This is a genomic window from Coprococcus hominis (ex Arizal et al. 2022) (assembly GCF_040094675.1).
In the GTDB taxonomy this organism is placed as follows: Bacteria; Bacillota; Clostridia; order Lachnospirales; family Lachnospiraceae; genus Coprococcus_C; species Coprococcus_C hominis.
The window spans coordinates 65,641-87,503 of the sequence record NZ_JBBNHG010000027.1 but is presented as its reverse complement, the minus strand read 5'-3'; the positions used below and the strand labels follow the sequence as shown (position 1 = coordinate 87,503).

Annotated in this window: 23 protein-coding genes and 1 tRNA gene; 5 read left to right on the top strand and 19 right to left on the bottom strand. The window is 43.9% G+C overall.

Annotation, left to right across the window (positions count from 1 at the left end):
• Positions 1–331: 331 nt before the first annotated feature.
• The 3 genes from AAAT93_RS05150 (at position 332) to AAAT93_RS05140 (ending at position 3,711) form a co-directional block, all read left to right on the top strand.
• Complete coding sequence (locus AAAT93_RS05150) at positions 332–1,072, top strand: LytR/AlgR family response regulator transcription factor (protein WP_227573586.1); 741 nt, start codon at positions 332–334, stop codon at positions 1,070–1,072.
• Positions 1,073–1,314: 242 nt separating this feature from the next.
• Positions 1,315–2,394, top strand: a complete 1,080-nt coding sequence (locus AAAT93_RS05145) for a sensor histidine kinase (RefSeq protein ID WP_227573585.1) — start codon at positions 1,315–1,317, stop codon at positions 2,392–2,394.
• A gap of 249 nt (positions 2,395–2,643) precedes the next feature.
• Complete coding sequence (locus tag AAAT93_RS05140) at positions 2,644–3,711, top strand: cell envelope integrity protein TolA (RefSeq protein ID WP_021984934.1); 1,068 nt, start codon at positions 2,644–2,646, stop codon at positions 3,709–3,711.
• A 65-nt stretch (positions 3,712–3,776) separates the two neighbouring features.
• Here the strand turns inward: AAAT93_RS05140 and AAAT93_RS05135 are convergent, their stop codons facing one another.
• The 11 genes from AAAT93_RS05135 to AAAT93_RS05085 all read right to left on the bottom strand — a co-directional run bounded on the left by AAAT93_RS05135 (position 3,777) and on the right by AAAT93_RS05085 (position 13,474).
• On the bottom strand, positions 3,777–4,760 hold the full coding sequence (locus AAAT93_RS05135) for a hypothetical protein (RefSeq protein ID WP_227573584.1): 984 nt from the start codon (positions 4,758–4,760) through the stop codon (positions 3,777–3,779).
• Between the two features lie 51 nt (positions 4,761–4,811).
• Entirely contained in the window at positions 4,812–5,540 is a 729-nt protein-coding gene (locus AAAT93_RS05130; RefSeq protein ID WP_227573583.1) for a hypothetical protein, read from the bottom strand.
• A gap of 105 nt (positions 5,541–5,645) precedes the next feature.
• Positions 5,646–6,167 (bottom strand): DUF6273 domain-containing protein, encoded by a 522-nt coding sequence (locus AAAT93_RS05125; RefSeq protein WP_227573582.1) that lies wholly within the window; start codon positions 6,165–6,167, stop codon positions 5,646–5,648.
• A 413-nt stretch (positions 6,168–6,580) separates the two neighbouring features.
• Positions 6,581–7,576, bottom strand: coding sequence for a hypothetical protein (locus AAAT93_RS05120; RefSeq protein WP_227573581.1), 996 nt, complete (start codon positions 7,574–7,576; stop codon positions 6,581–6,583).
• Positions 7,573–8,373, bottom strand: a complete 801-nt coding sequence (locus AAAT93_RS05115) for a DUF6273 domain-containing protein (RefSeq protein ID WP_227573580.1) — start codon at positions 8,371–8,373, stop codon at positions 7,573–7,575. Before AAAT93_RS05115 ends, AAAT93_RS05120 begins: the two co-directional genes overlap by 4 nt.
• Positions 8,374–8,377: 4 nt before the next feature.
• Positions 8,378–8,665 carry a hypothetical protein gene (locus tag AAAT93_RS05110; protein ID WP_188332012.1) on the bottom strand — a complete coding sequence of 96 codons (288 nt, stop codon included), beginning with the start codon at positions 8,663–8,665 and terminating at the stop codon, positions 8,378–8,380.
• A 51-nt stretch (positions 8,666–8,716) separates the two neighbouring features.
• Complete coding sequence (locus AAAT93_RS05105) at positions 8,717–9,145, bottom strand: hypothetical protein (protein ID WP_227573578.1); 429 nt, start codon at positions 9,143–9,145, stop codon at positions 8,717–8,719.
• A 321-nt stretch (positions 9,146–9,466) separates the two neighbouring features.
• Positions 9,467–10,135, bottom strand: a complete 669-nt coding sequence (locus tag AAAT93_RS05100) for a GntR family transcriptional regulator (protein ID WP_021984241.1) — start codon at positions 10,133–10,135, stop codon at positions 9,467–9,469.
• Between the two features lie 215 nt (positions 10,136–10,350).
• Positions 10,351–11,217 (bottom strand): 4-(cytidine 5'-diphospho)-2-C-methyl-D-erythritol kinase, encoded by an 867-nt coding sequence (ispE, locus tag AAAT93_RS05095; protein ID WP_021984240.1) that lies wholly within the window; start codon positions 11,215–11,217, stop codon positions 10,351–10,353.
• A gap of 155 nt (positions 11,218–11,372) precedes the next feature.
• Positions 11,373–12,923: a DUF3794 and LysM peptidoglycan-binding domain-containing protein gene (locus AAAT93_RS05090; protein WP_118374668.1), complete on the bottom strand. Its 1,551-nt coding sequence runs from the start codon at positions 12,921–12,923 to the stop codon at positions 11,373–11,375.
• Positions 12,924–13,033: 110 nt separating this feature from the next.
• On the bottom strand, positions 13,034–13,474 hold the full coding sequence (locus AAAT93_RS05085; protein ID WP_021984238.1) for a protease complex subunit PrcB family protein: 441 nt from the start codon (positions 13,472–13,474) through the stop codon (positions 13,034–13,036).
• Between the two features lie 213 nt (positions 13,475–13,687).
• Between AAAT93_RS05085 and AAAT93_RS05080 the strand changes: the two genes are divergently transcribed.
• Complete coding sequence (locus AAAT93_RS05080) at positions 13,688–14,563, top strand: methionyl aminopeptidase (protein ID WP_021984237.1); 876 nt, start codon at positions 13,688–13,690, stop codon at positions 14,561–14,563.
• Between the two features lie 208 nt (positions 14,564–14,771).
• Here AAAT93_RS05080 and AAAT93_RS05075 read toward each other — a convergent pair whose 3' ends face one another.
• The gene (locus tag AAAT93_RS05075) at positions 14,772–15,533 is read right to left on the bottom strand and encodes a YwmB family TATA-box binding protein (RefSeq protein WP_118671183.1); all 762 of its coding nucleotides are present in this window, start codon (positions 15,531–15,533) and stop codon (positions 14,772–14,774) included.
• A 203-nt stretch (positions 15,534–15,736) separates the two neighbouring features.
• On the opposite strand from AAAT93_RS05075, the gene AAAT93_RS05070 reads away from it, so the two are divergent.
• Complete coding sequence (locus AAAT93_RS05070; protein WP_117781634.1) at positions 15,737–16,582, top strand: prephenate dehydrogenase; 846 nt, start codon at positions 15,737–15,739, stop codon at positions 16,580–16,582.
• Between the two features lies 1 nt (position 16,583).
• Here the strand turns inward: AAAT93_RS05070 and AAAT93_RS05065 are convergent, their stop codons facing one another.
• From AAAT93_RS05065 to trmB, 7 genes are all read right to left on the bottom strand, one after another.
• Entirely contained in the window at positions 16,584–17,090 is a 507-nt protein-coding gene (locus AAAT93_RS05065; protein WP_021984234.1) for a hypothetical protein, read from the bottom strand.
• A complete protein-coding gene (locus AAAT93_RS05060) occupies positions 17,083–17,874 on the bottom strand; it encodes a zinc ribbon domain-containing protein (RefSeq protein WP_118734579.1) in 792 nt (263 codons plus the stop codon). The genes AAAT93_RS05065 and AAAT93_RS05060 overlap by 8 nt, the downstream gene beginning before the upstream one ends.
• 81 nt (positions 17,875–17,955) lie before the next feature.
• Entirely contained in the window at positions 17,956–18,816 is an 861-nt protein-coding gene (locus AAAT93_RS05055; RefSeq protein ID WP_304503911.1) for a hypothetical protein, read from the bottom strand.
• A gap of 136 nt (positions 18,817–18,952) precedes the next feature.
• Positions 18,953–19,483: a histidine phosphatase family protein gene (locus tag AAAT93_RS05050; RefSeq protein ID WP_021984231.1), complete on the bottom strand. Its 531-nt coding sequence runs from the start codon at positions 19,481–19,483 to the stop codon at positions 18,953–18,955.
• Between the two features lie 121 nt (positions 19,484–19,604).
• The gene (locus tag AAAT93_RS05045; protein WP_118545199.1) at positions 19,605–20,606 is read right to left on the bottom strand and encodes a hypothetical protein; all 1,002 of its coding nucleotides are present in this window, start codon (positions 20,604–20,606) and stop codon (positions 19,605–19,607) included.
• 129 nt (positions 20,607–20,735) lie between these two features.
• Positions 20,736–20,808, bottom strand: a tRNA-Lys gene (locus AAAT93_RS05040).
• 350 nt (positions 20,809–21,158) lie between these two features.
• A complete protein-coding gene (gene trmB, locus AAAT93_RS05035) occupies positions 21,159–21,806 on the bottom strand; it encodes a tRNA (guanosine(46)-N7)-methyltransferase TrmB (RefSeq protein ID WP_118545548.1) in 648 nt (215 codons plus the stop codon).
• Between the last annotated feature and the right edge of the window lie 57 nt (positions 21,807–21,863).

The window sequence follows — 21,863 nt, the reverse complement described above, 5'->3', positions numbered from 1 at the left end:
CCACCAAATATAAAACCAAGCACATACCATGCTGTTGGATCATAGTTCTTTTTTCTCACTTCTTCCCCACATACAAATGCCCAAAAAATTCCTGCTATCACATATACAATTCCTGCTATCATTGACGTCCTCGCTCCTCTATTTCCTTAATTTTTTCAAATGCTGTACCCGCTTTTATAGTACTTGGACGCATTTCGTATTCAACCCCCATGTCGATTTTTGCAGATTGCGATGCAGTTTTTGCACAGGAACATCTTTTTTTCCAAAATATATATGATAAAATAGAACAAGTATTTTATTAAATTGAGTTATTAAAAGGAGACTCCAGACTATGTATCATATTGTTATTTGTGATGATGATACTTTATTTATAGATCATATGAAATGTTTATTGCTTCGCGCAGGACTACCATCAGAAACCTGCAAATTCTACAGCTACCTCTCAGCAAGTGAATTCGAAGCAGACTTTCCAAATTTCTATACGATTGATTTACTGATCTTAGATATCCAACTTCCAGATGTAAATGGAACGGTATTTGCCAAATCTTTTCGTGAGAAATTCCCAAGCTCCACACTGGTTTTCTGTTCCGGGAAGCAGTCGCCAACGCCGGAATCATTTGAGTCTGAGCCATACCGCTATCTGCTCAAAACATGGTCAGATGAACATATGGTGGAGAAACTTGCTTCGATTGTTGCTCATATTCAGACCGAGAAAACAGAGCCTTTTATCCATGCCGGATGGTACAGCACACACATAAAACTCCCTGCGTCGGAGATTATGTATATCGCACGCGGACGTGGCTGTTCGAAGATTTATGTATCGAAGAACAGCCCCTACTATGCTTATAATGACAAGATTATATGCAAAAGTTCTCTAAGTGACCTGCATGCATTACTGCATGATTTTTATTTTGCGTATGCACATAACAGTTACTTAGTGAATCTCCAGCATGTAACATACCTGAATACAACCGAACTGACACTGTCGGATAATAGCATGCTGACGATCTCTCGCTCCAGACAGAAAGAGTTTCAGGCAATGTTCTTCCGTTATATGAAATCACAGGATTAGGAGACAGTATGGATTATATTATCTTATTATTCAGTTGCATTGCAGAATACCTCATATTTTCGGACTTTTTTGACGCTTTTTTTGTAATTCGTCCGAATTTTCAACCCCTCCGAAACCGCCTATTGATTGCGATTCCTTTTATCGGCATTTATTTTGGCATCAACACATTGCATATTTCCTACCTGAATATGCTTTCTTTCATTTGCCTGTTACTTCTTTACTCTTTTCTTTATGAAGCAAGCTTGAAAGAACGACTGCTGTATATCGTATTTTTGTGTGCGATTTTCTTCGGCTGCGAATTTTTATTTGCAGTTTTATTGAATCTGCCTGCATACCTTTTTCATTCCAGCAGTGTTGCGAATCTGTCCACGATTCCTTGGCAGATATTTACTTTGAAGCTCCTGACCTATCTGATCTGCTGCCTGTATAAGCAGACCTCTGTCCGATCCTCCGCCCACATGGATCGGAAGATTTTCGCATGCTATTTGTGTATTCCAATTGCATGCATTGCAATGATGCTGCTCACATATTATTCCGGTCTGGACTTCGCATCATCTCCACGCATGCGGATATTGCTCTGCGTATTTTTTGCGATCATGCAGTTTGGAAACATTCTGATCTTCCGCGCATTCCAGAGATACACGGAGCAGCTTAATCACAACCTGCAGAACAACCTGATTATCTCAGATCAATCACTTCGACTGAGTTATTATCAAAAGATACTCACTATGGATGAACATTTGCAGGAGCTGGTGCACGATACGACACATTACATGAAAGCCATCCGCATACTGCTTGACGACGGACATCCAGACCAGGCACTTGCACTCATTTCCGAATTGGATACAAAGTTAGATACAACCATCCTTACGCGCTATTCCAAAAACGATATTCTGAATGCAATTCTAACTGAGAAATCTGAACTTGCCCAATCGCAGAATATCCAGATGTCAATCGATGTACTCCCGGATATTACGTTTGCCGAATTACCGTCCGCGGATATCATATCCATTCTGTCGAATCTACTTGATAACGCCATTGAAGCATGTCTGGCGCGCGATAATTCTCGTGTTGTACAACTGACTATTACAAAGAAAAACGAAAATAACTTCTATGTCATTATCGTGAAAAATACCTTTGACAAAGCACCGGTTTTACGTGATGGACAATTCGTCTCTACCAAGACGGACACGAAGCTGCACGGCATCGGCACCAAAAGCATCCGGCATGCAGTGGAGAACAATCATGGTTTTGTCAACTACTCGATTGAAGGAGGATTCTTCGTAGCGACTGTGGTATTACCAATAGCATTAAACGTGTAGGTTCCTTAAATGCTACAATTAGTTGCATTTCTAAAAATCTCTTTACAATCTGCTGTAATTCATGATACAGTTTCTTTGTTGTCGAGAAGCGCTCGTTCATAGCGTAGTTCGGTAACAGTCTATTAATTTATATTTTTATCTTCGATTCTTCGAATACTAATCATTACCCTTTTTGCGCACAAATTTTAATTATTACTCATTAACAACTTTAATTTCATGCACACATCTATTTTTTAGGAGGAACCGCTTATGACGAATGAAACAATAACCACAGACACACAGAATACATTCTATCAGACCGTAAACGAACTCGAAGAAGCTATGAAAACACAAAACCTATATTCAGAATATATCACACTTGACGAAACATGGAAAAAACGCTTCGCTGATTACATGACGGGAAAGAAAACAATGCCACTTACTTACGATCCATTCTTCAAATGTATGTTTCACCCGGACAGACATCCTGATTGGTTGTCAAATCTGCTCAGTGCCATTTTGGGTGAATCCGTCGTTGTGGAACGGCTTTTGCCATCGGAAAATACAGCCATCTCCATTGATTCCCTGCTAATCATGGATATCGTTGTCCGATTAAGTAATGGCTCACTTGCAAATGTCGAAATTCAGAAGATTCCATATATGTTCACTGCTGAACGCATTTCCTGTTACTCTTCTGACTTGTTGCTTCGTGAATACACACGCCTAAAAGAGAACAAAAAATTTATGTATTCTGACATGAAAAAAGTATACACCATTATTCTATATGAAAAAACAGGCGCTGATTTTAAAAATCCGCTATTGCATGGTGCTTATATCCATCACGGTAAAACACGATTTAACACCGAACTCACGTTGGAACTCCTGCAGGAATATTTTCTGATTGCACTTGATGTATTCTGTCAAAACGGATATACTGATGATAAGAATCTAGATACACGGGAAACCATTGATTCAAATATGAATGATTTGGAAGGCTGGCTTTCTATCCTGACCGCAGAGACAATCGCGGATGTGGAGCGCGTGATCAGACGCTATCCGTGGAGCGAAACGATATTCCGTGAAATAAGTACATATGTTAATAAACCTGAGGAGGTGATTCACATGTTTTCAGAAGCGTTAAAAATTGCAGATAAAAATACAGTGAAATACATGATTGAAGAACTGCAGGATGAATTACAACTGGCTGAAAAAAAGCAAAAACAGGAAGCGGAATTGCGAAAGCAAGAGGAAGAAAAACGAAAGCAGGCTGAAGATGAATTACAGCGATCAAAAGAAGAAATTGCGCAGTTGAAAGCATTGTTAGCTAAAAAGCAATAATCCAGAATGGCACCGTTTTATGACGGTGCCATTTTATATCAAATAATTATTTCGTATTCTCAGCTTCACCGATACACAATCGTCTCCTGTGTCTCCCCGGTATTCCGGTTCCAGATTACCCGCATATCCACACCATCTTCATAATTGCCCGGTCCCAGATCATAGATAATGAAATCATCACTCACCACCAACGATTTTATGCTCTTATTCTCATCCGGGTTAATCGTAAACAGTTCGACTTCCGACTCACCATCGAACGATCTGTATTTTATGCAGACGCCATCATCCACGCTCTGTGCATAAAAGGCATCTCCTTTATAAACATTCAGGCAATACACGTCAGACGCAATCTTCTCCAATTCCTTTTCCTCTTCATTCCAAACCTTTAATTGATGATCCAATAAAACTACCGCATTGTCTGATAGTTCATATCTGCTTCCATAAATAACGCCCTCATATAAATCAAAAAGTTCCGTATCTACATTGAGCAAGTGCCGCATACGTCCAACCTCTATCGGCTGACTCCAATCCCATTTATCCAGATTCAGACAGTAGTATTGGCGCGCTTTTTGAAGCACCAGATGATGATCCCGGATTCCAAATGCCAGCGAACCTTCACCCATATTCTCATAGATGATCTGCGCACGGGTTCCTTCTTTGTCGATACGATAGATTCGATTTCCTATCTGAATATAGAAGTACTCATTATAATAATAGAGCTTTGAACGGACAGAATAATAGATTGCATCCCCATAATCAAATGTATAGAATTCTTCATACGTTCCATCTGGAGACAACCGGTAAATCACATTATTCCCACATTTTTTCAACTCATCAACGTGGTCATAGTTTCCAAGGTTCACCCGGCTTTGATAGAAATACACATATCCATCCACAACGAGTGCCTCATTTGCATAATTTCCACTTTGCAGATCGATTTCCTGATTAACCCCGGAAAATGGATTCTCAAACAGCCGGTTCTTTGCCTTTTGTGCAGCATGTCGTTTGTAAAATACCCCGCCGCCAATAGCACAGGCAACAAGTATCATTGCAAATATAATTATCTTTTGTTTCCGGCTTAGAGACATCCCTTTCTCCCTTCAATCTATCGTCATCCAAATCCGATCACATACTTTTCCCTCCATTCCGGTATAGGTGTCGCAGAATGAAAAGATAATCGTGCAGGTTCCATATTCATAGTAAAGTTCCTTCATTGAACTAATCTTTTTTTCTTCATCTGGTTTTCCCATCGCTGCAAGTATCTCCTCATACGTGCTCGTCTGACTGAGTCCATTGCACAACATAAATTGCTCATCGAACCATATCGTATGAATCGGACAATTCACAGCGGCTGTCTCCTTCGTGCCTGTATTGATTACCGATACATCAAACTCACCCTTAAAATCACGCGCCTCCATCTTGCAGATCGCTGTCTCATATGCCTTATATCCATCTATCATCAGAGAGGCTGGTTTTCCCAGCATGATCTTCGCATCACTTTCATTCATGCTATACCCTGCGTCATACAGATCTGTCGTTGTGCACGGAAATGTCATAACCTTTCCGGCAATCGCAAATTCCATACTGGATACATCCTTCGTCGTAAATGGAATGTCCGCATAAGCAACCGGCGCTTTCTCTTTTCGAAGGCTTACCTTCTCCGATGCCTCAGGATCTGTCAGAAACCAAACGACAAAGCCAATTACTCCAAGTATGATCACAACCATGATCACTTCTCTGATCGTACGCTTTACCTGCCTTTTCTTCTTTGCCTGCAAGTCCTGCATGAACTGCTCATAGACTTCATCTCTTTCGGTATTCTCTTCCATTGCTATTTCCTCCCATGTTTACCGGTACGAGATTGTTTGCTGTATCTCCCCGATATGCCGGTTCCAGATCACCCGCGTATCAACAGCTTCTTGCTCCCTTTGACACTAATCCCCCACGTTTACCCACATTGCAGGTCTCACGCCGTTATAAGAATCTGGATAGTCCTGATCCCATTTTCCCTCGTATCCAATCACAAAAATCGTGTAATTCTTCATACCCGTTGACCGCAGCATCCACGATAACCGCTCCGTACCATCAGGCAGATGCCGGGAATATGGATACATCGCCGGAAGCTCCTCGATTATAAGATCTGTAAATATCGCTTTCCGCTTCTGCAAAACTGCCCTCGATGGTCTTCGTCCAAGAACAGATGCATCCGTTAAACGATTTCCATAATACTGCTCCGCTTCCTTCCAGCTCAGCAGGAATATCTTATCCTTTGTATCCGGTCTGCTCTCCCGTACCTGTACATCCCCGGATGGGTCCACATGCGCAGCAAATCCCACTGTAGATAGATTCTCCAATGTTGTCTCGCGGATACTTGCCTGTTCTTCCTCGACAAACGCTTCTGCATAGAACTCCTGATTCAGCCATGTCCGTATCTCGGAATCCTCCCATATCCACACATTTACGGCTATCCGAAAATCGCTGATAGGCGATCACATCATGCGATATCAGCAACACTGCATCCCCATCCTTATCCAGCACATCCCAGCAGATCGGGTCCTCTGTCTCTGCATCTCCATCCTGTTCATACGTTCCCATCTGCACAATATCTCCAATTTCTGCATCTTTCAGTGTCACTGTTTCCAATGCTTCTGTCGTAGCAGGTTCCGGTTCCTCTGTATTGGATTCCTCCGTAGCCACTTCGGTTGACTCCGCCTGTTTTCCACATCCACTTAGTAAAAGCATTGCAAACGCAAGCATAATACACCATTTTTTCATTCCTTCTAACCCCTCATACCGAATCTGTCTACGTCTGTTCATTCTCTGATTTCTTCATTCCACAGTTGCAGATAAATATATGATCTGAGTCCTCTTATTTGTAACTAATGGATTTCCACTTTCCTGTATGCCGGTTCCATATTATGCGTACATCCACATTCTCTCCATATTCATAATTTTGACCATACTCTGACGATCCAAGATCATAGATGATAAAATCCTCGCTAACGACCAACGATAATATCCTCAATTTCCCATCCGGATTCACCGTGAGCAAATCTTCTTCCTCATCTGACGTCAAAGATTTGTATTTTATCATGTACGCATGATTCTCGGCATTTTCCTGCACATAATAGACAGCATCCTGATAGATATTTATGCATTCAATATCTGTCTCTTCTTCTATTGCTGCATTCGCATCCTGCAGCCGCTTCGGAGAATGCTTGGTAACACCACTGATCATCCAATTATAAAAAGTATCTGCGTCCAGCGCATACACATATTTCAAAACACGCATCTGATCAAAGTCGATAGGCGTGCTCCAGTCCCATTTACGCATATCCAGATAACGCACTTCATTATGATTTGCCAGCAGCAGATAATGCTCCCGGATTCCAAACATCCGAAAAATACCATTGCCACCGGTATTTTCATAGATAACCTGCGCACTGCTTCCATCCTTTGTTATACGATACACCCGCTGACCAATCATGATATAGAAATGCTCATCATAATAATAAAGCTTGGAATTCACGTCATAATAGAGGGCATCTTCATCTTCAAATTCGTAAAACTCCTCATACGTTCCATCCGGGGAAAGACGATATATGACGTTATTTCCACATTTCTCTAATTTTTCTTTTTTATCATAATTTCCCAGCTCCACGACACTTCTGTACAGATATACATAGCCATCCACAACCAGCGCATCCGCCTTGTAGTTTCCATATTGATATTCAATGTCTTTGTTATTGTCGAAGAAAAAGATATCCGCATGGTTTTTCTGAAATACGATAACCACCACCAGCAACCATGCGAGTAAAACGATACTTACGACTGTAATAAGAACATATAATTTTATTTTTTTCATTCCTGTAACGCTTGCCCCTCTCCGTTTTCATCACCTACATCGATCCACATAGCCGGACGAACACCCTGATAGTAATCTGCCAGACATTGTGAATAATACCCGTCCCCTCGAATAATGGAGATTTGATTCTGCGACTTTCCGGTTGACCGCAACATCCACGAAATCCCTTCCGATGCATCTGGAACACTTGTCACGAATGGTACTTTTTCACGCACGCGCTGTTGCTCTATCTCTTCGTAGCGCTGTAAAACAGCCTTGCTTGGTTTGCATAAAAGTGCTTCTGCTTTTGGTAATTTGTGCCCATAATACTTCTCGATTTCCTTCTGGCTCAGCAGGAATATCCGATCCGTCGCATCACCCCTCGACTCCTGATTTGCCTCATCTACTCCTGATGTGACGTATCCTTTGATACGCGCCTGTGTTTCCTTATCAAATGCGTCCGTATAAAACTCCTCATTCAGCCATGTCCGTATCTGGGAATCCTCCCATATCACACAATTGGGGCTGTCAGAAAACCGCTGATAGCCAATCACGTCATGCGAGATAATCAATATTGAATCCCCGTCCTTGTCCAATACATCCCAATAGATCGGGTCCTCTGTCTCCGTATCCCCGTCCTGCTCATAGGTTCCCATCTGCACGATATCACCAACTTCTGCACGTTTAAGCTCGACCGTCTCCAATGCTTCTGCTTCCACTGCAGCGACCGTTGTCGCCTCTGTGGATTCTGTGCTTTGCTGTGCACACCCGCTGAGCAGGCACAGAATCACGAATCCCAATACACCTGTTTTTTTCATACCTTTATTTTTCTGCCTCATACCGCTCCTTGAAATATGCAAGCAGCTCCTTATAATCCTGCATAGAATGATAGAAGCGAACCGTGTCTGTATATTCACTGCCATTCCATTTATATGCATACGTAACTACGAAACAGGCACCCGGATTCTTGAACTTCAGAATCTTCTCAACCGGCAAAGCCACCTGCTCAAAGGTACCGTTCTCGATCATCTCCTGAAAAACCGGCTTCTCCTGAATACGCTTCAACAGGAAATCCTTATGCTGAATCATCTTGATTGCTTTCTGCTCCATGTCTCGGCTATCCATTGCCTGTCCGACATGTGTTACACTTACCCCCTGCGCCTAGACAGTCTGAACTCTATATGCACCCAGTCCGGTTGCTCCCAGAAAAGCATCCTCATTCAAATGTACAACATACGCATGTTTGGCCTTATCAATCAACACCGCATGTAACACATCTGTATATGTGATAAGCTTTCTCTTATAATTCGTCTTATAGATCAGACAGCAAAGCAGCACGACAAAGCTTACGACTCCCAGTATCGTGTTTATCTTTCCATCCTCATAGTCTCCAGTCACTGTCATCCATGCGGTATACAGAAGTCCGCCAATTGATGCCAGCAACAGCACCAGCCATGTCAGAAATCCCGGAACTGACATATTCCGTATCGTTCTCGGTGGATAGCTGTACAGCTTCATATCCTGTGCGCTCGCAGGTGTCTCCCATTTTCTCTGATCCCAATTCACATCAAATAGTTTTTCTTCGCTCATTTTGTTACCTCTTTCAAATGTAATTTTTTTCATTCTACCATCTGCATAACAGTTTTTCGATTCATTTTCCGCGAATCGAAGATTTTTTCCGTTAACCCCAAGTTTTGCATGATTCCCTGTTCATTACAATTCATCTGTCCGTTTTTGCATAATCAGATGCAATTTTTGCATGAATCAGGCCAAATTTTTCAACAGCAGATTAAAATGATTATCTACTATATTTTGTCGCTATACAACAACATAACTGTGTTTTGTGGAAATATATTTGTGGGCACACAAAAAAAGAGGTGCTCTGCACCTCTCTCTTGTTTTCCTGTTTACTTATGCTTCCTTCTGCAAATTCCGTATCACGATCTGCTCCTGATTATAGATATGTTCCTTCATAATCTTCTGTGCTGTCTCTACGTCGCCCTTCAAAATCGCCTCTGTAATCTGATCATGCTCCCGGATCAGATTCTCATGATACGAAAAATCCTTAACATATTCAAACCGGTATCGATACACCTGTTCCCGCAGATTCATCGCAATCGTAATCAGCTTCTGGTTCTTCGATGCCCGGTAAATCGTGTTGTGGAAACGCTCATCGCCCTCCACGATTGCCTGTACATTCTTCGATTTCACTGCTTCGCGAAATGCCACGCATGCCTGTTTTATCTCTGTTTTATCATTCTCATCCAACCGCTCGCAGGCAAGCTTGACCGACAATGAATCAATTGCCATTCGAACCTCCAAGGCATCTTTTAAGTCACGCACTGTAATCTTCGCAACCTCCGCACCTTTCCGCGGAATCATAACAACCAGACCTTCCAGCTCCAGCATCCGGATTGCCTCACGTACCGGTGTCCGGCTGACACCAAGCTTGTTCGCCAGCGTCACTTCCATCAGACGCTCTCCCGGCTGCAATTCTCCCTGTATGATTGCCTTGCGCAATGTATGAAATACAACCTCCCGAAGCGGAAGATACTCATCGATATTCATATCCAACTTCATATCTGCTACCTCCTTACCTTCCTGTCAAAACTTATCCATTCAGATTTCCATTACCTTCTTCGTTCCCCATATACATCATAATTAATTTTATCGTGTATACAATATACATTACTATGCATAGACAAATATTTCAAGCATATTTTTTATTTCTACCAGAGTATTTTTCTCAAAAGGTATGATTATTTCTCACGATTCTGCAAAAATCTCAGCCAACTCTAACACGGCTGTGTCACATATACCTCGGAAAGTCCGTACTGCTGCCGGATTTTCTCTGCCGCCTGCTCTGCAGTCGCTTTCTCTGTATATAAACCAAACACCGTCGGTCCGCTGCCGCTCATGATCGCATTTTCGGCACCAGACTCTTTCATTGTCTGTTTGATCTCCTCGATCTGCGGGTAAAGCTTCGTTGTGACTGTCTCCAAGACATTTTCCATGCGGCTTGCCACACCGGACAGATCTCCCTGCTTCAGCGCGTCCACCATACCCGCAACATCCGGGTGGTGCTGCAGCTCGTTCGCATGCAGGTTCTCATATACCATCTTCGTGCTGACCGATATCGTCGGTTTCGCCACAACGACAAAACAATCCGGCAACGGTGCCACCTCTGTCAGCACCTCGCCGATACCTTCGGAAAGCGCGGTTTTTGCCATAATACAATACGGCACATCCGCCCCCAGTTTCACACCGAGCTTCATCAATTCCTGATCACTGACGTCCAGTCCATACAACTCTCGCATCGCATGAAATGCCGCGGCGCAATCCGTACTGCCACCTGCCATACCGGCTTCGACCGGGATTCGTTTCACCAGCTCCACATGGACATGCCCGGTCAGATGATACGTTTCCCCCATCAGTGCGATTGCTTTGTAGATAAGATTACGCGCATCACACGGCACGAATGCTTTATCACACGCCAGTGTGATTGTCAGCGTATCCGCTTCCTCCACTGTAAATGTCAATGTATCATATAAGCTTAGATTCTGCATGATCATGCAGACATCATGATAACCATCCTCGCGTCTGCGCAAAACATCCAATGCCAGATTCACCTTTGCATATGCATTTCTCGTTAACGTTTTCATCCTTGAAAGCCTCCCGTTACAAACAATCTGTTTTTATTATACCAACGCAAGCGTTTCTTCACAATCTATTTATTTTCTCATAACGGCAGAAATCCATGCCGCATCTGCAACATGGATTTCCGTGATTTTCTATTTACTTTATATTATAGGAAGATCTAAGATTTCACGATCAGCAGCCGGTCACCCTCTGATACATAATCGGACTCCAGATTGTTCAACTGCTTGATGGCATCAATCGATGCATAGTATTTTTTCGCAATGCTCCACATGCTGTCGCCCTTCTGCACGACATACCCGACGATACCCGGCTGTGCCGCCTTCTTCGCCTCATCAATCGGCAGGATCTGCAGATCCGTCATCGCCTGACTCTCACCCTTTGCAAAGACGGAGATGTTCAGGTTGATCTGTGCCTTAATCTCGATTTCTTCACTATTTAATAATGACGCAGTAAGCTGGTCGATGCACGGATGGATACGCACCGAGTCCTCCTGCGCGAGCGGTACCGTATCCGCCGTATACGAAAATGGAATCTCCACCTCGACACTGCTCATCGGATCATCTCCGGTCGCAATATACAGCACACAGCATTTTACAACGCCTGTGATCTCTGCCCCATTTTCCCCGACAACAACATCATCAATATCGACATCGCCATACACATGACAGATCTGCAGCAGCTTCGCCTTATCTCCACCGATCTGTTTTCTGGCAGACACTTTTGCCTTCGCTGCATTGCGCAGCAGCAGGTTCTCATAATCCATCACCTCAAACTGCGGTACAAGCTCCGCGCTCGGCGAATACACATCGGACAGCATCCGGCATGAACAGTCCTCATACAACTTGATATTCATATCAATATTATAGTCACAGCCAAACACGCGATCCTCACCATCCGCATCCTGCCGGATTGTGATCTCCCCCTTGCCAAGCACATAATCGACATCCAACACCATGCCCTCTGCTGCACCACTGCAAGGCACCTCACGATAGAGCGACCGCACCGAGAAAATGGACTGTACCGGGAGCCGTTCCTCGCCCCCTTTATATAAGATGAAGATTTCGATTTCTCCACGCACCAGAAGCTTCTCATCCCCCGCCTTCGTCTCCATGTTCCGAAGTGCGACACATTGCCACAAAATCTCCTGGATATTCGGTTTGTTCTGCGGGATTTCCAGCTCCTCCCGCACCTTCAGGACATCGCGCTTGGCGAGCACGACCTGACTATATGTAACGTCGCGATACTGACAGGCAACGCCTTCCCCCTGCTCAATCCCTGTCGCCGCATCGATGCACATCTCTTCATACACATTAACACTTGTTCCAATCAGTCCGCGAACCTCCAGCTTGCGCGAATTGATCATGCTCACCGTCAGATCCTCCAACTGACTGTGGCAATCCACCTGACTAGAGGAAGACACGCCATCGCAGTTGACAACATCCTCAAATGGAATCTCACTCTGGAACTGGCACAGCCGCGGGATATCGCCCCCGGTACGATACAGCACACGCACGCAGACCGATCCGGTGATCCGCACTTTTCCATCCTCCGGAATCATGGACTCCAACAGAATATGACCTTCCTTGGCAACGATTTTTTCCATATCGCCTTTACTATCCGGAATCGTAAAATCATCATCGACTGTTATCTGTGAATATTTGGACTGCGTCAACACGCTTGTATGTATTTCCTTCTTCGAAAATTCCATAGCTCCCTCCACCAAACTAGATTCTTACCCTCTGCTTTATATGTATTCCAATGCTCTCTGAATTATGATAATTTACCGTAAATATTTTTGCGTGCATATAGAAGCCGTACTTACGATACATTCAATACCGGCAGCTCCAGCCGCGGCAACCGGATTACAATATACGGATACATCGACGATGTTCCTGTCTGCCCGTCAGGCGTGTTGGAATCTGTCCCTGATGCAACACCGGAAATGTCCCCCTCCATTTCAGCCTCGGTCTTCAGATCGGTCTTTATATAGATTGCCCGGTCAGTCTTATACAGCTCCTCCACAACCACACACAGATTGGTACGGTCGTGTTCCCCATATCCAACCACAATATACAGATGATCCTTCGTCGTATAACTCATCTGGAATGCATGCAGCTTCTTCTCCTCTATAATCTGCCGCAGATCATCCGGCAGTTCTGTCTCTGCGCACACCGTAAAATCCAGATCCTGTCGTTCTCTCGCCTCCTGCTTGCGACACCCGGATGACACACACGCCAGCGCAACCAGAACCAAAATCATAAACTGCCTCCCGCTTCGCCCTTTATTCAACATTTTCTCATTACAATCCCCCATGATCCCCCATTTCTTCATCCGCGTTCTATCTCAAATCCTTGCAGATGATAAAACGTTTCATCTACGCAGGTTGCGCAAACGAAACTATTTTGCTAAAATATATGTGGTTTTTTCCGCCCTATGCGTAAAACCACAAATATAAATATAAGAGGCGTAATCATGTCAAAGAAAATTAACCGAAACGATCCTTGCTGGTGTGGCAGCGGCAGAAAATACAAAGTCTGTCATGAAATGTTCGACGATAAGATTGCAAAAATTGCACATCAGGGGCACATCGTTCCTACTCATAACCTAATCAAAAATGCAGAGCAGGTTGAGAAGATCAAGGAAAGTGCAAAAATCAACATCGCTGTACTGGATGAGATTCAGAAGACAATCCATGAGGGTATGTCTACCGCAGAGATTGATAAGATCGTCTACGATATGACAACCGATATGGGCGGTATTCCAGCACCATTAAACTACGAAGGATTCCCATACAGTGTATGTACTTCCGTCAACGATCAGGTCTGCCACGGATTCCCATCACCAGATGTTATCTTAAAATCCGGTGATATCATCAACGTAGACTGCTCTACAATCCTGAACGGCTATTTCTCCGACTCTTCCCGTATGTTCTGTATCGGTGATGTCAGCCCGGAGAAGAAGAAACTCGTTGATGTCACAAAGGAAGCAATGCTCAAAGGTCTCGAACAGGTAAAACCTTGGGGCTTCCTCGGCGACATGGGGCAGGCAGTGCATGATTATGTCTATGCAAATGGATATTCTGTTGTCCGCGAAATCGGTGGACACGGTGTCGGCATTGAGTTCCACGAAGAACCTTGGGTAAGCTACAACTCTAAAGCAGGTACAGAAATGCTTATGGTTCCTGGCTTCATGTTCACGATCGAGCCGATGGTAAACATGGGCAAGCCGGACATCTTCGTCGACGAAGAAAATGACTGGGAAGTTTACACCGAAGATGGACTTCCATCTGCACAGTGGGAGATTCAGGTACTTGTCACCGAGGATGGATACGAGATTATTTCCTACTAAAAATACGCGTAGTCGGGCTACAGAATATTATAAAGATGAGCCATGATTATAATTCTACACAGACGCGCTCCCGCTCACTTCATCACGCAGCGGTACTAAATTCGTGCTACGCACTCATTAAGTGCCGGCGTGCTTCAATGGTCTGTTTAAGAATTATAATCATGGCTCATCTTGTTTACAGATTTACACGACTACGCTTACTCTTTGGTTAAAATGATTTGTCGATAAAAGGTAATCCTCGGTGAATATATGTGATATCTTCCCCTTCATCATACGTGAAAGCAATATTCACATTTACCTTGTGATCATTTTGATACACATATTCCGGGACATTGTCGCTGTATCCATAGATGCACAGCGTATCTTGTAATTCGATTTCATTGCGCTTTTTTGCATGCATGGTATCGAAGAAATCTGCGGTTGTTTTCTGCATCTCATCTTCGGTCATCCGCCCTTTTTCCTGACTGCACAGATAGAGATTGCTGCTGCCAGAGAGCCCCAGATCTGTGTAGATCTGATCGAGCTGTTCCTTACACCGGTAGATATTTTCTGTCGACTGATTTTTCAATGCAATCTCTGTCATCAGATAATTCTCCTGTATGGTCGAACCATCGGCGTTTGTCTGTTCCATCGAAATCAACCGGATTGTCGTATCTCCATTTTCACCCTTTTTTACAAACGTTGTCGAAGTATTTTCACCTTCAGTACTTGTAATTATGTCATAGCCAGATATGATTCCCAGCTTTTCTCCAACCCGTTGCAGGATTTTCTCTCGTGCGGCTTCGGTCATCGTCTCATCGCCATAATGCGCATACAGTTTTACCTCTGCCGCCGTCACATTTTCCACGCCATCACTCATGACCTGTGTCACCATCTGGCTCTCCCGGTCAATCCGCTTCGTAATAAAGATTTGCAGCGCAACTGCTGCCCAGATAAGTACAACAATATATAACTTCTTTTTCGTGCTCATAGACCTTCCCCTTTTCAAGGTATTCCGCAACTTTGCATTTGCGCCTGTTGCGTACTAGGAGTGTTGCCACGTTTTACCAGTCTTATACATTTAAATTTTTGCTTTACTTTATCGCGTTAAAGCGTTATACTGTTGTCGATGATTGAAGCTGTGCCAATCTTACCATATTTATTTGAATTACAGTCACAGCATGGAGGTATATTATGACAATCGGAATTGTTGGACTTGGACTGATCGGTGGTTCTTTTGCAAAAGCATACAGTGACAACGACGAACACAAGGTTCTTGCTTATAACCGCAGCAAAGAAGTGATTCAGGCTGCGTATAACGATAAAGCCATTGACGGCGAATTAAACGAAGGGAATATCAAAGACTGCGATCTGATTTTGCTTTGTCTGTATCCGCAGCTTTGCATTGACTATTTGACAAAGATGGCACCTTATATCTGCAAAGATGCGATGGTGATCGACTGCTGTGGTACAAAAGAGCTGATCTGCCAATCCTGCTACCCTATCGCCAAACAATATGGCTTTACTTTTATCGGCGGACACCCAATGGCTGGCCGTCATTTCTCCGGCTACGCATACAGCACAAAGACAATGTACAACGGAGCTTCTATGGTACTTGTGCCAGAAGATCTGAATGATACGAAATCCATCGAGCGTGCGAAGAAACTGCTGTCTCCGATTCATTTCGGTAAATTCACAATCTGCGATTACGACCGTCACGACGCGATGATTGCATTCACATCCCAGATGGCACACGTTGTATCCAATGCTTACGTGAAAAGCCCGACAGCAAAAAATCACGATGGTTTTTCTGCCGGAAGCTACAAGGATCTGACACGTGTTGCATGGTTGAATGAAACGATGTGGACAGAACTTTTTCTGGAAAATAAGAAACATCTGATCAAAGAACTTGACTATTTTATCACGGCTTTGCAGGAATACAAAACTGCAATGGAGAACGACGATGCAGAAACATTAAAAAAACTCCTTGCAGATGGTAAACACTGCAAGGAGGAAATCGACGGAATCACTGGCGAATAATTTACGCCTGATGATTGGATACAAAGCAGCTGGCAATACCACTCACCAGTCCCGCTGCAAGCAGGTAGATGCCTGCCTGAAAGCTCTTCCAGATCGTCGCCCCGGACACAGAAGAACCGGAGGATACCTGAGAAGAGATGAAACGAGCAAGCATCTTAGAGATCCATGCCGTTACATTTCCCATATCTACAAGCGCTATGATAATCATACACACAACAATCATACAGGGTATTGCCTTGAGGGGCGGTATCCTGACAAAGGATAACACGAGCATCCCCACCGCGGCAATCAGGATTCCAATCGGAATTCCTCGCCACATATCAGAGATTAACCCCACATTTTCACAGATCTTCATAATGCTGTACCGGATCTGTACCTGTGCATGATATGCGGACAGATCAATAGCAGGTACAAATAGGCTCACTGTCAACAATACTGCGGACAGGATGCCTAGCAGCATACTCGCTGTCACAAATTTACTTTTTCCATATTGATTCTGATTATCCATTTTTACGCTTCCGTTCCAAAAAATCTCCAACCGTTCCAAGTGTATAGATCACAAGACCTGCCACATAAAAGACCGGTCCAAGTCCCCTTCCGGCATCATAATTCGATGAGGTTCCAAGCTCTTTTGCCAGTCGGACATTGTCCTCTAACACACGCAGCGACTGTGTGTAATGCTTATTGTTGATCACGATAATAAAGATGACAAGCATCACAAGAATTGGTGCAAACCGCATAATCGGATTTGCCGCATATTTCCGCAACCACTTGATATAATCGCAGGCAGACAACAACAGCATCCAGACTCCGACTAAGATTGCAATGATACCAAGCACCAGCACAATGGTTTCTCCCATCGCCAGGATGCTTCCATCTTCTTCTACCATGGAGCTCTTCATACCGATCTCAAACAGATTCGCCTTACGCTTCACATCAAAAAGCTTCTCCCAGATCCAGTTCATAAACGGCGCCAGATATAACAAAATCGAACCGACAAACGCCAGCAACAGGTTCATATCTCCACCGATGGACTGGAAATATCCAACGATGTCGATTGCCTTGCTCGTATCGGCAGCTTTACGATGATGCTTTTTCTCCGGCACCTGCTTTACCGTATTTTTTGCAGCAAGCTTTGCCCGCTCCTTCGCCTTTGCTTTCTCTTCCTTTTCTGCCCGCTTGATATCCTCTTTCGATACCTTCAGAACAATCGGTTCTTCCAATGGTGCACCGCAAGACTCACAGTAAAGCGCACCCTCTGGAATCTCTTTTCCACATTCCTTACATACCATGTTCTATCACCCTCCAGACCATCATATACAACGATGGCTGCCGAACCATACCGGCTCGACAGCCATTTTCTTACTTATGTATTATTTGTTTCCGATCTTGATTCCAAGCTTGTCTAACACTCTTGGAGCTGCGGCAGCAATCACACCAAGGTATGCAAAAATCACACCGGCTGAAATACCTACCTTAATACCATACTCCCTGAAGTTAACCGTCGTACCATCTGAATGTGCATAACCGTGACGAATTGTTGCGATCAATACAAATACAAAGATGACACCAAGAAGAATAAACTCAAAGTATGGAATCGCCTGTAACTTTGCTTTCACATTTGCAATCTGTGGAACAGGAATAAAATCTGCAACCTCCCATGCAATCAGTACCAATGAAAGCAGTAACACAATGATTGCGATGAAGCGGTTAAATCCACCTGCCTTAAACAGATTCCAATGCTCTGTAACACCCCAGTAAGTTGCATGTGCCCATGGGATTAAAGTTGCAAGGAACACAAAAAATGCTCCAACGATCTTCAGGATATTCATAGGATTTTCCTTCACATATCCAAGATATCCATTGATTCCTGCACCAAATGCCGCTGCGTTATTGCTTCTAGGCTGATAATAACCGCCCATCGGCTGCTGTGGCTGCTGGTATCCCATCTGTGGCTGTACCGGCTGTCCCATTGGCTGCTGGTATCCCATCTGTGGCTGCACCGGCTGTCCCATTGGCTGCTGGTATCCCATCTGTGGCTGCACCGGCTGTCCTGCTGGCTGCTGATATCCCATCTGTGGCTGTACCGGCTGTCCCATTGGCTGCTGGTATCCCATCTGTGGATGCACTGGCTGTGCATTATCTGCAGGTTGCTCTGCCTGAACTGGAGCTCCACACATTGGACAATTTGTCTGTCCGGTTGGTATAATCGCTCCACACATCGTACAATTCATAAATCTTCCCTCCTAAATAACCCTCTTAATTCTAATAAGAAGTGATAAAAAAATAATAGCATAAACCCCTCATTCATTCAAGGAATTTATGCTAGATTGTGACTATTTTATTACATATTTTACATAATCTTCTTTTTTAGAGATCATATTGAAGAACTTTACAATTTCCCAGATTAAACTTGAAAAAGTCTTCATTATCCAGACTCTCAAAATATGAGTTGATCACCCGGCACACACCGCCATGACTGATCACCATGACCTTTTTATCCGCATAGCGCTGCTTGATATCATCTAGAAAATTATACACACGCTGTACAACTTTAAGCAGCGACTCACCCTCTGGATACTGGTAACCAAACTGTACCCACTGCTCCATGAATCCCGGCGTTCCCTCATAGGTTCCGTCGATCACACCATAATCACGCTCTGCAAGGCGATCATCCACTTCTACCGGCACACCGATCGCTGCACCGACAATATCTGCAGTCTCCTTTGCACGCACAAGCGGTGATGAAATGATGAGATCCACATCCGTATCCTGCATGCTCTGTGCCAGCTCATGTGCCTGTGAGATTCCTTTTTCCGTCAGTCGCACATTTGCTCTTCCACAGATTCGAACCTCTATATTATACTGTGTCTGTCCATGTCTTGTTACATATAATTTCATAGATACCCTCTTCGGAATAATGCTATTTATATCCAATCTCCGTTATGATACCATAGGAACTTTCTTTTTTCAACAAAACAGCCACTCAAAAAGGCTTTCCTAACTTATGAAAGTTATTTTTTTATTTTATTTCTTTATTTATGAAATATGCCGTCAAAACATCCATAAAATAATATTTTTCTTCTGAAAATGGCCAGACGCACCCACTCCGATGCCGGAAAACAAGCTTTCCCGCCTTCTGTGCCTGCATCAGATGCAGTTCAAATTCCCGGCTGCCTGCAACCTGACAAGTAATGCCTTCTACATCCTCTGGCAGAATCTGTGTTTCTGTCTTTGCTGTCAGAAGCTGTTCCCATTCCTCCGTCCAGATCTGAGCATATTCTGCCAGCCGTTCTTCGCGCGCAGGCAACGCTGCATATATCTCGTTTGCCGCGAAAACAGCTCCGCTTGTTGTCACCATAATGGCATCCATCAACCGCCCTGCTGCCTGCACATTCATTTCCTTCATCATGGCAGCCGTCCTTGGCAGTCTGCGCAGATCTTTTCCATATAATTGCAGCAGCCCAGCAAACCGCGCATTTAACTGACTGGCAAGTCCACACACGACACTGAAATCAAATGCCTTTTCATATCCCGCAAATGTTGGCTGTTGCTCCGCCACTGACTCCATGACCTGACGCAGATATTCTGACAAATGCAGATCGTCCCCATTCGCAAGCAATGTCTCAAAAAACCGTTCCTCTTCCTCATAGATTTCCCAGAATCGCAAATCCACACAGACACACTGTGCCTCTGATAATCCATATCGCGCCCGTGCCGCCTGTATATCCTCCATCGTCCGGTCAATCAGTACAAACCGCACATAGGGTGCCAGCATTTCCAGATCCAGATCATTGCATCGACCGGCACCCCAGATAGCAACTACCGGTTTCGCTTCCAAAGGTACATCCGCCTCCAAAGTAAACGCCTGATCCCGCAATTTTCCCTGTCTTGCCAGATGTGCCCGCCGGTAATAGCTCTCAATCCCCTCTAAGACATAACTGGTCAATGTCTGCCGGTAATCTGTCCATGCGGTTCGCATCGGATCTGAATTTTCAGTTTCAATCATCTTTTCATAAATCATCTTCTACACGCTTTCTGCACTTACATTGTAAATTCTGCATGATTCTCTGCATTTCATCTGTGTAAAACCGAAAATACAAAAAAAACACCGACTCCGCAGCTTCTTCTGCAAAACCGATGCTTTTACAAGTGGGCCGCCGGGGGCTCGAACCCCGCACACCCTGATTAAGAGTCAGGTGCTCTACCAAATGAGCTAGCGGCCCGTAGTGAATTTTCACTTACCATGTGTTCTTCATCAGAACAATATGGAGTATACAACATTCATTTACAAAATGCAAGCTTTTTTTCACATTTTTTTCAGATTTTTTTCAAAAAGCCCGCAAACCCTTTATTTCCTTAACTTCTTGCATGCACTAATTGTCTCCAGCCGGTTCAGAATACAACATACTGTGTGTATATTGCGTCCAAGATTCATCAGTTTTCGATTCAGACAGGGATTCGAGTACACTGCATTTGTAAGTTTAAAACCACATTTTTTTCTTCCCATAAGAGACTCCGGCATGTATCTTACTACCATAGTATGCACCGGAATCTCTTTTTTTACACGTTTTTGTTATTTCTTTTTTGGTGGTTTGATGACCATGCGGCAGATTGGATTTCCCATCGCAGAAAACTTCTCTTCATACTCCGTCATGACATTACCCTCCGCATACTCGCTATGATGCAGGTCAAACGTATAGTTGACCATCTCCCAACCGGCAAGTTCTACCTGTTCCAGTGAGAAATCAAACAACGGGCGGTTGTCTGTCTTAAATGTAAGCCCTCCATCTGCTGCGAGGAAATTCACATACCGGTTCAAAAACTGCACCGATGTCAGGCGCCGTCTCGCATGACGATCCTTCGGCCACGGATCAGAAAAGTTCAGATAGATATAGGCAACCTCATCTTTTTCAAATACATTTTCGATTGCCTCCGCATCCATTCGGATAAACACCAGATTCGGAAGCTGCTCGATTGTCTGCTTCTCGATTGCCCGGACAAGCACACTCGAATATTTCTCAATACCGATATAATTGATCTCCGGATGCAGCTTTGCCATATCTATAATAAATCTGCCTTTTCCCATTCCCACTTCGATATGAATCGGATTTTCATTTTCAAAAAAATCATGCCACTTTCCCTTCATTGTCTCTTCTTCATGCACGACAAAATCATTTGTGGCAATCATTTCTCTGGAGCCTTTTACGTTTCGTAATCTCATCTTTTTTACCTCGTCCATCTATAATGTTTCTATATTAGCATTTATTTTAAATTTTCA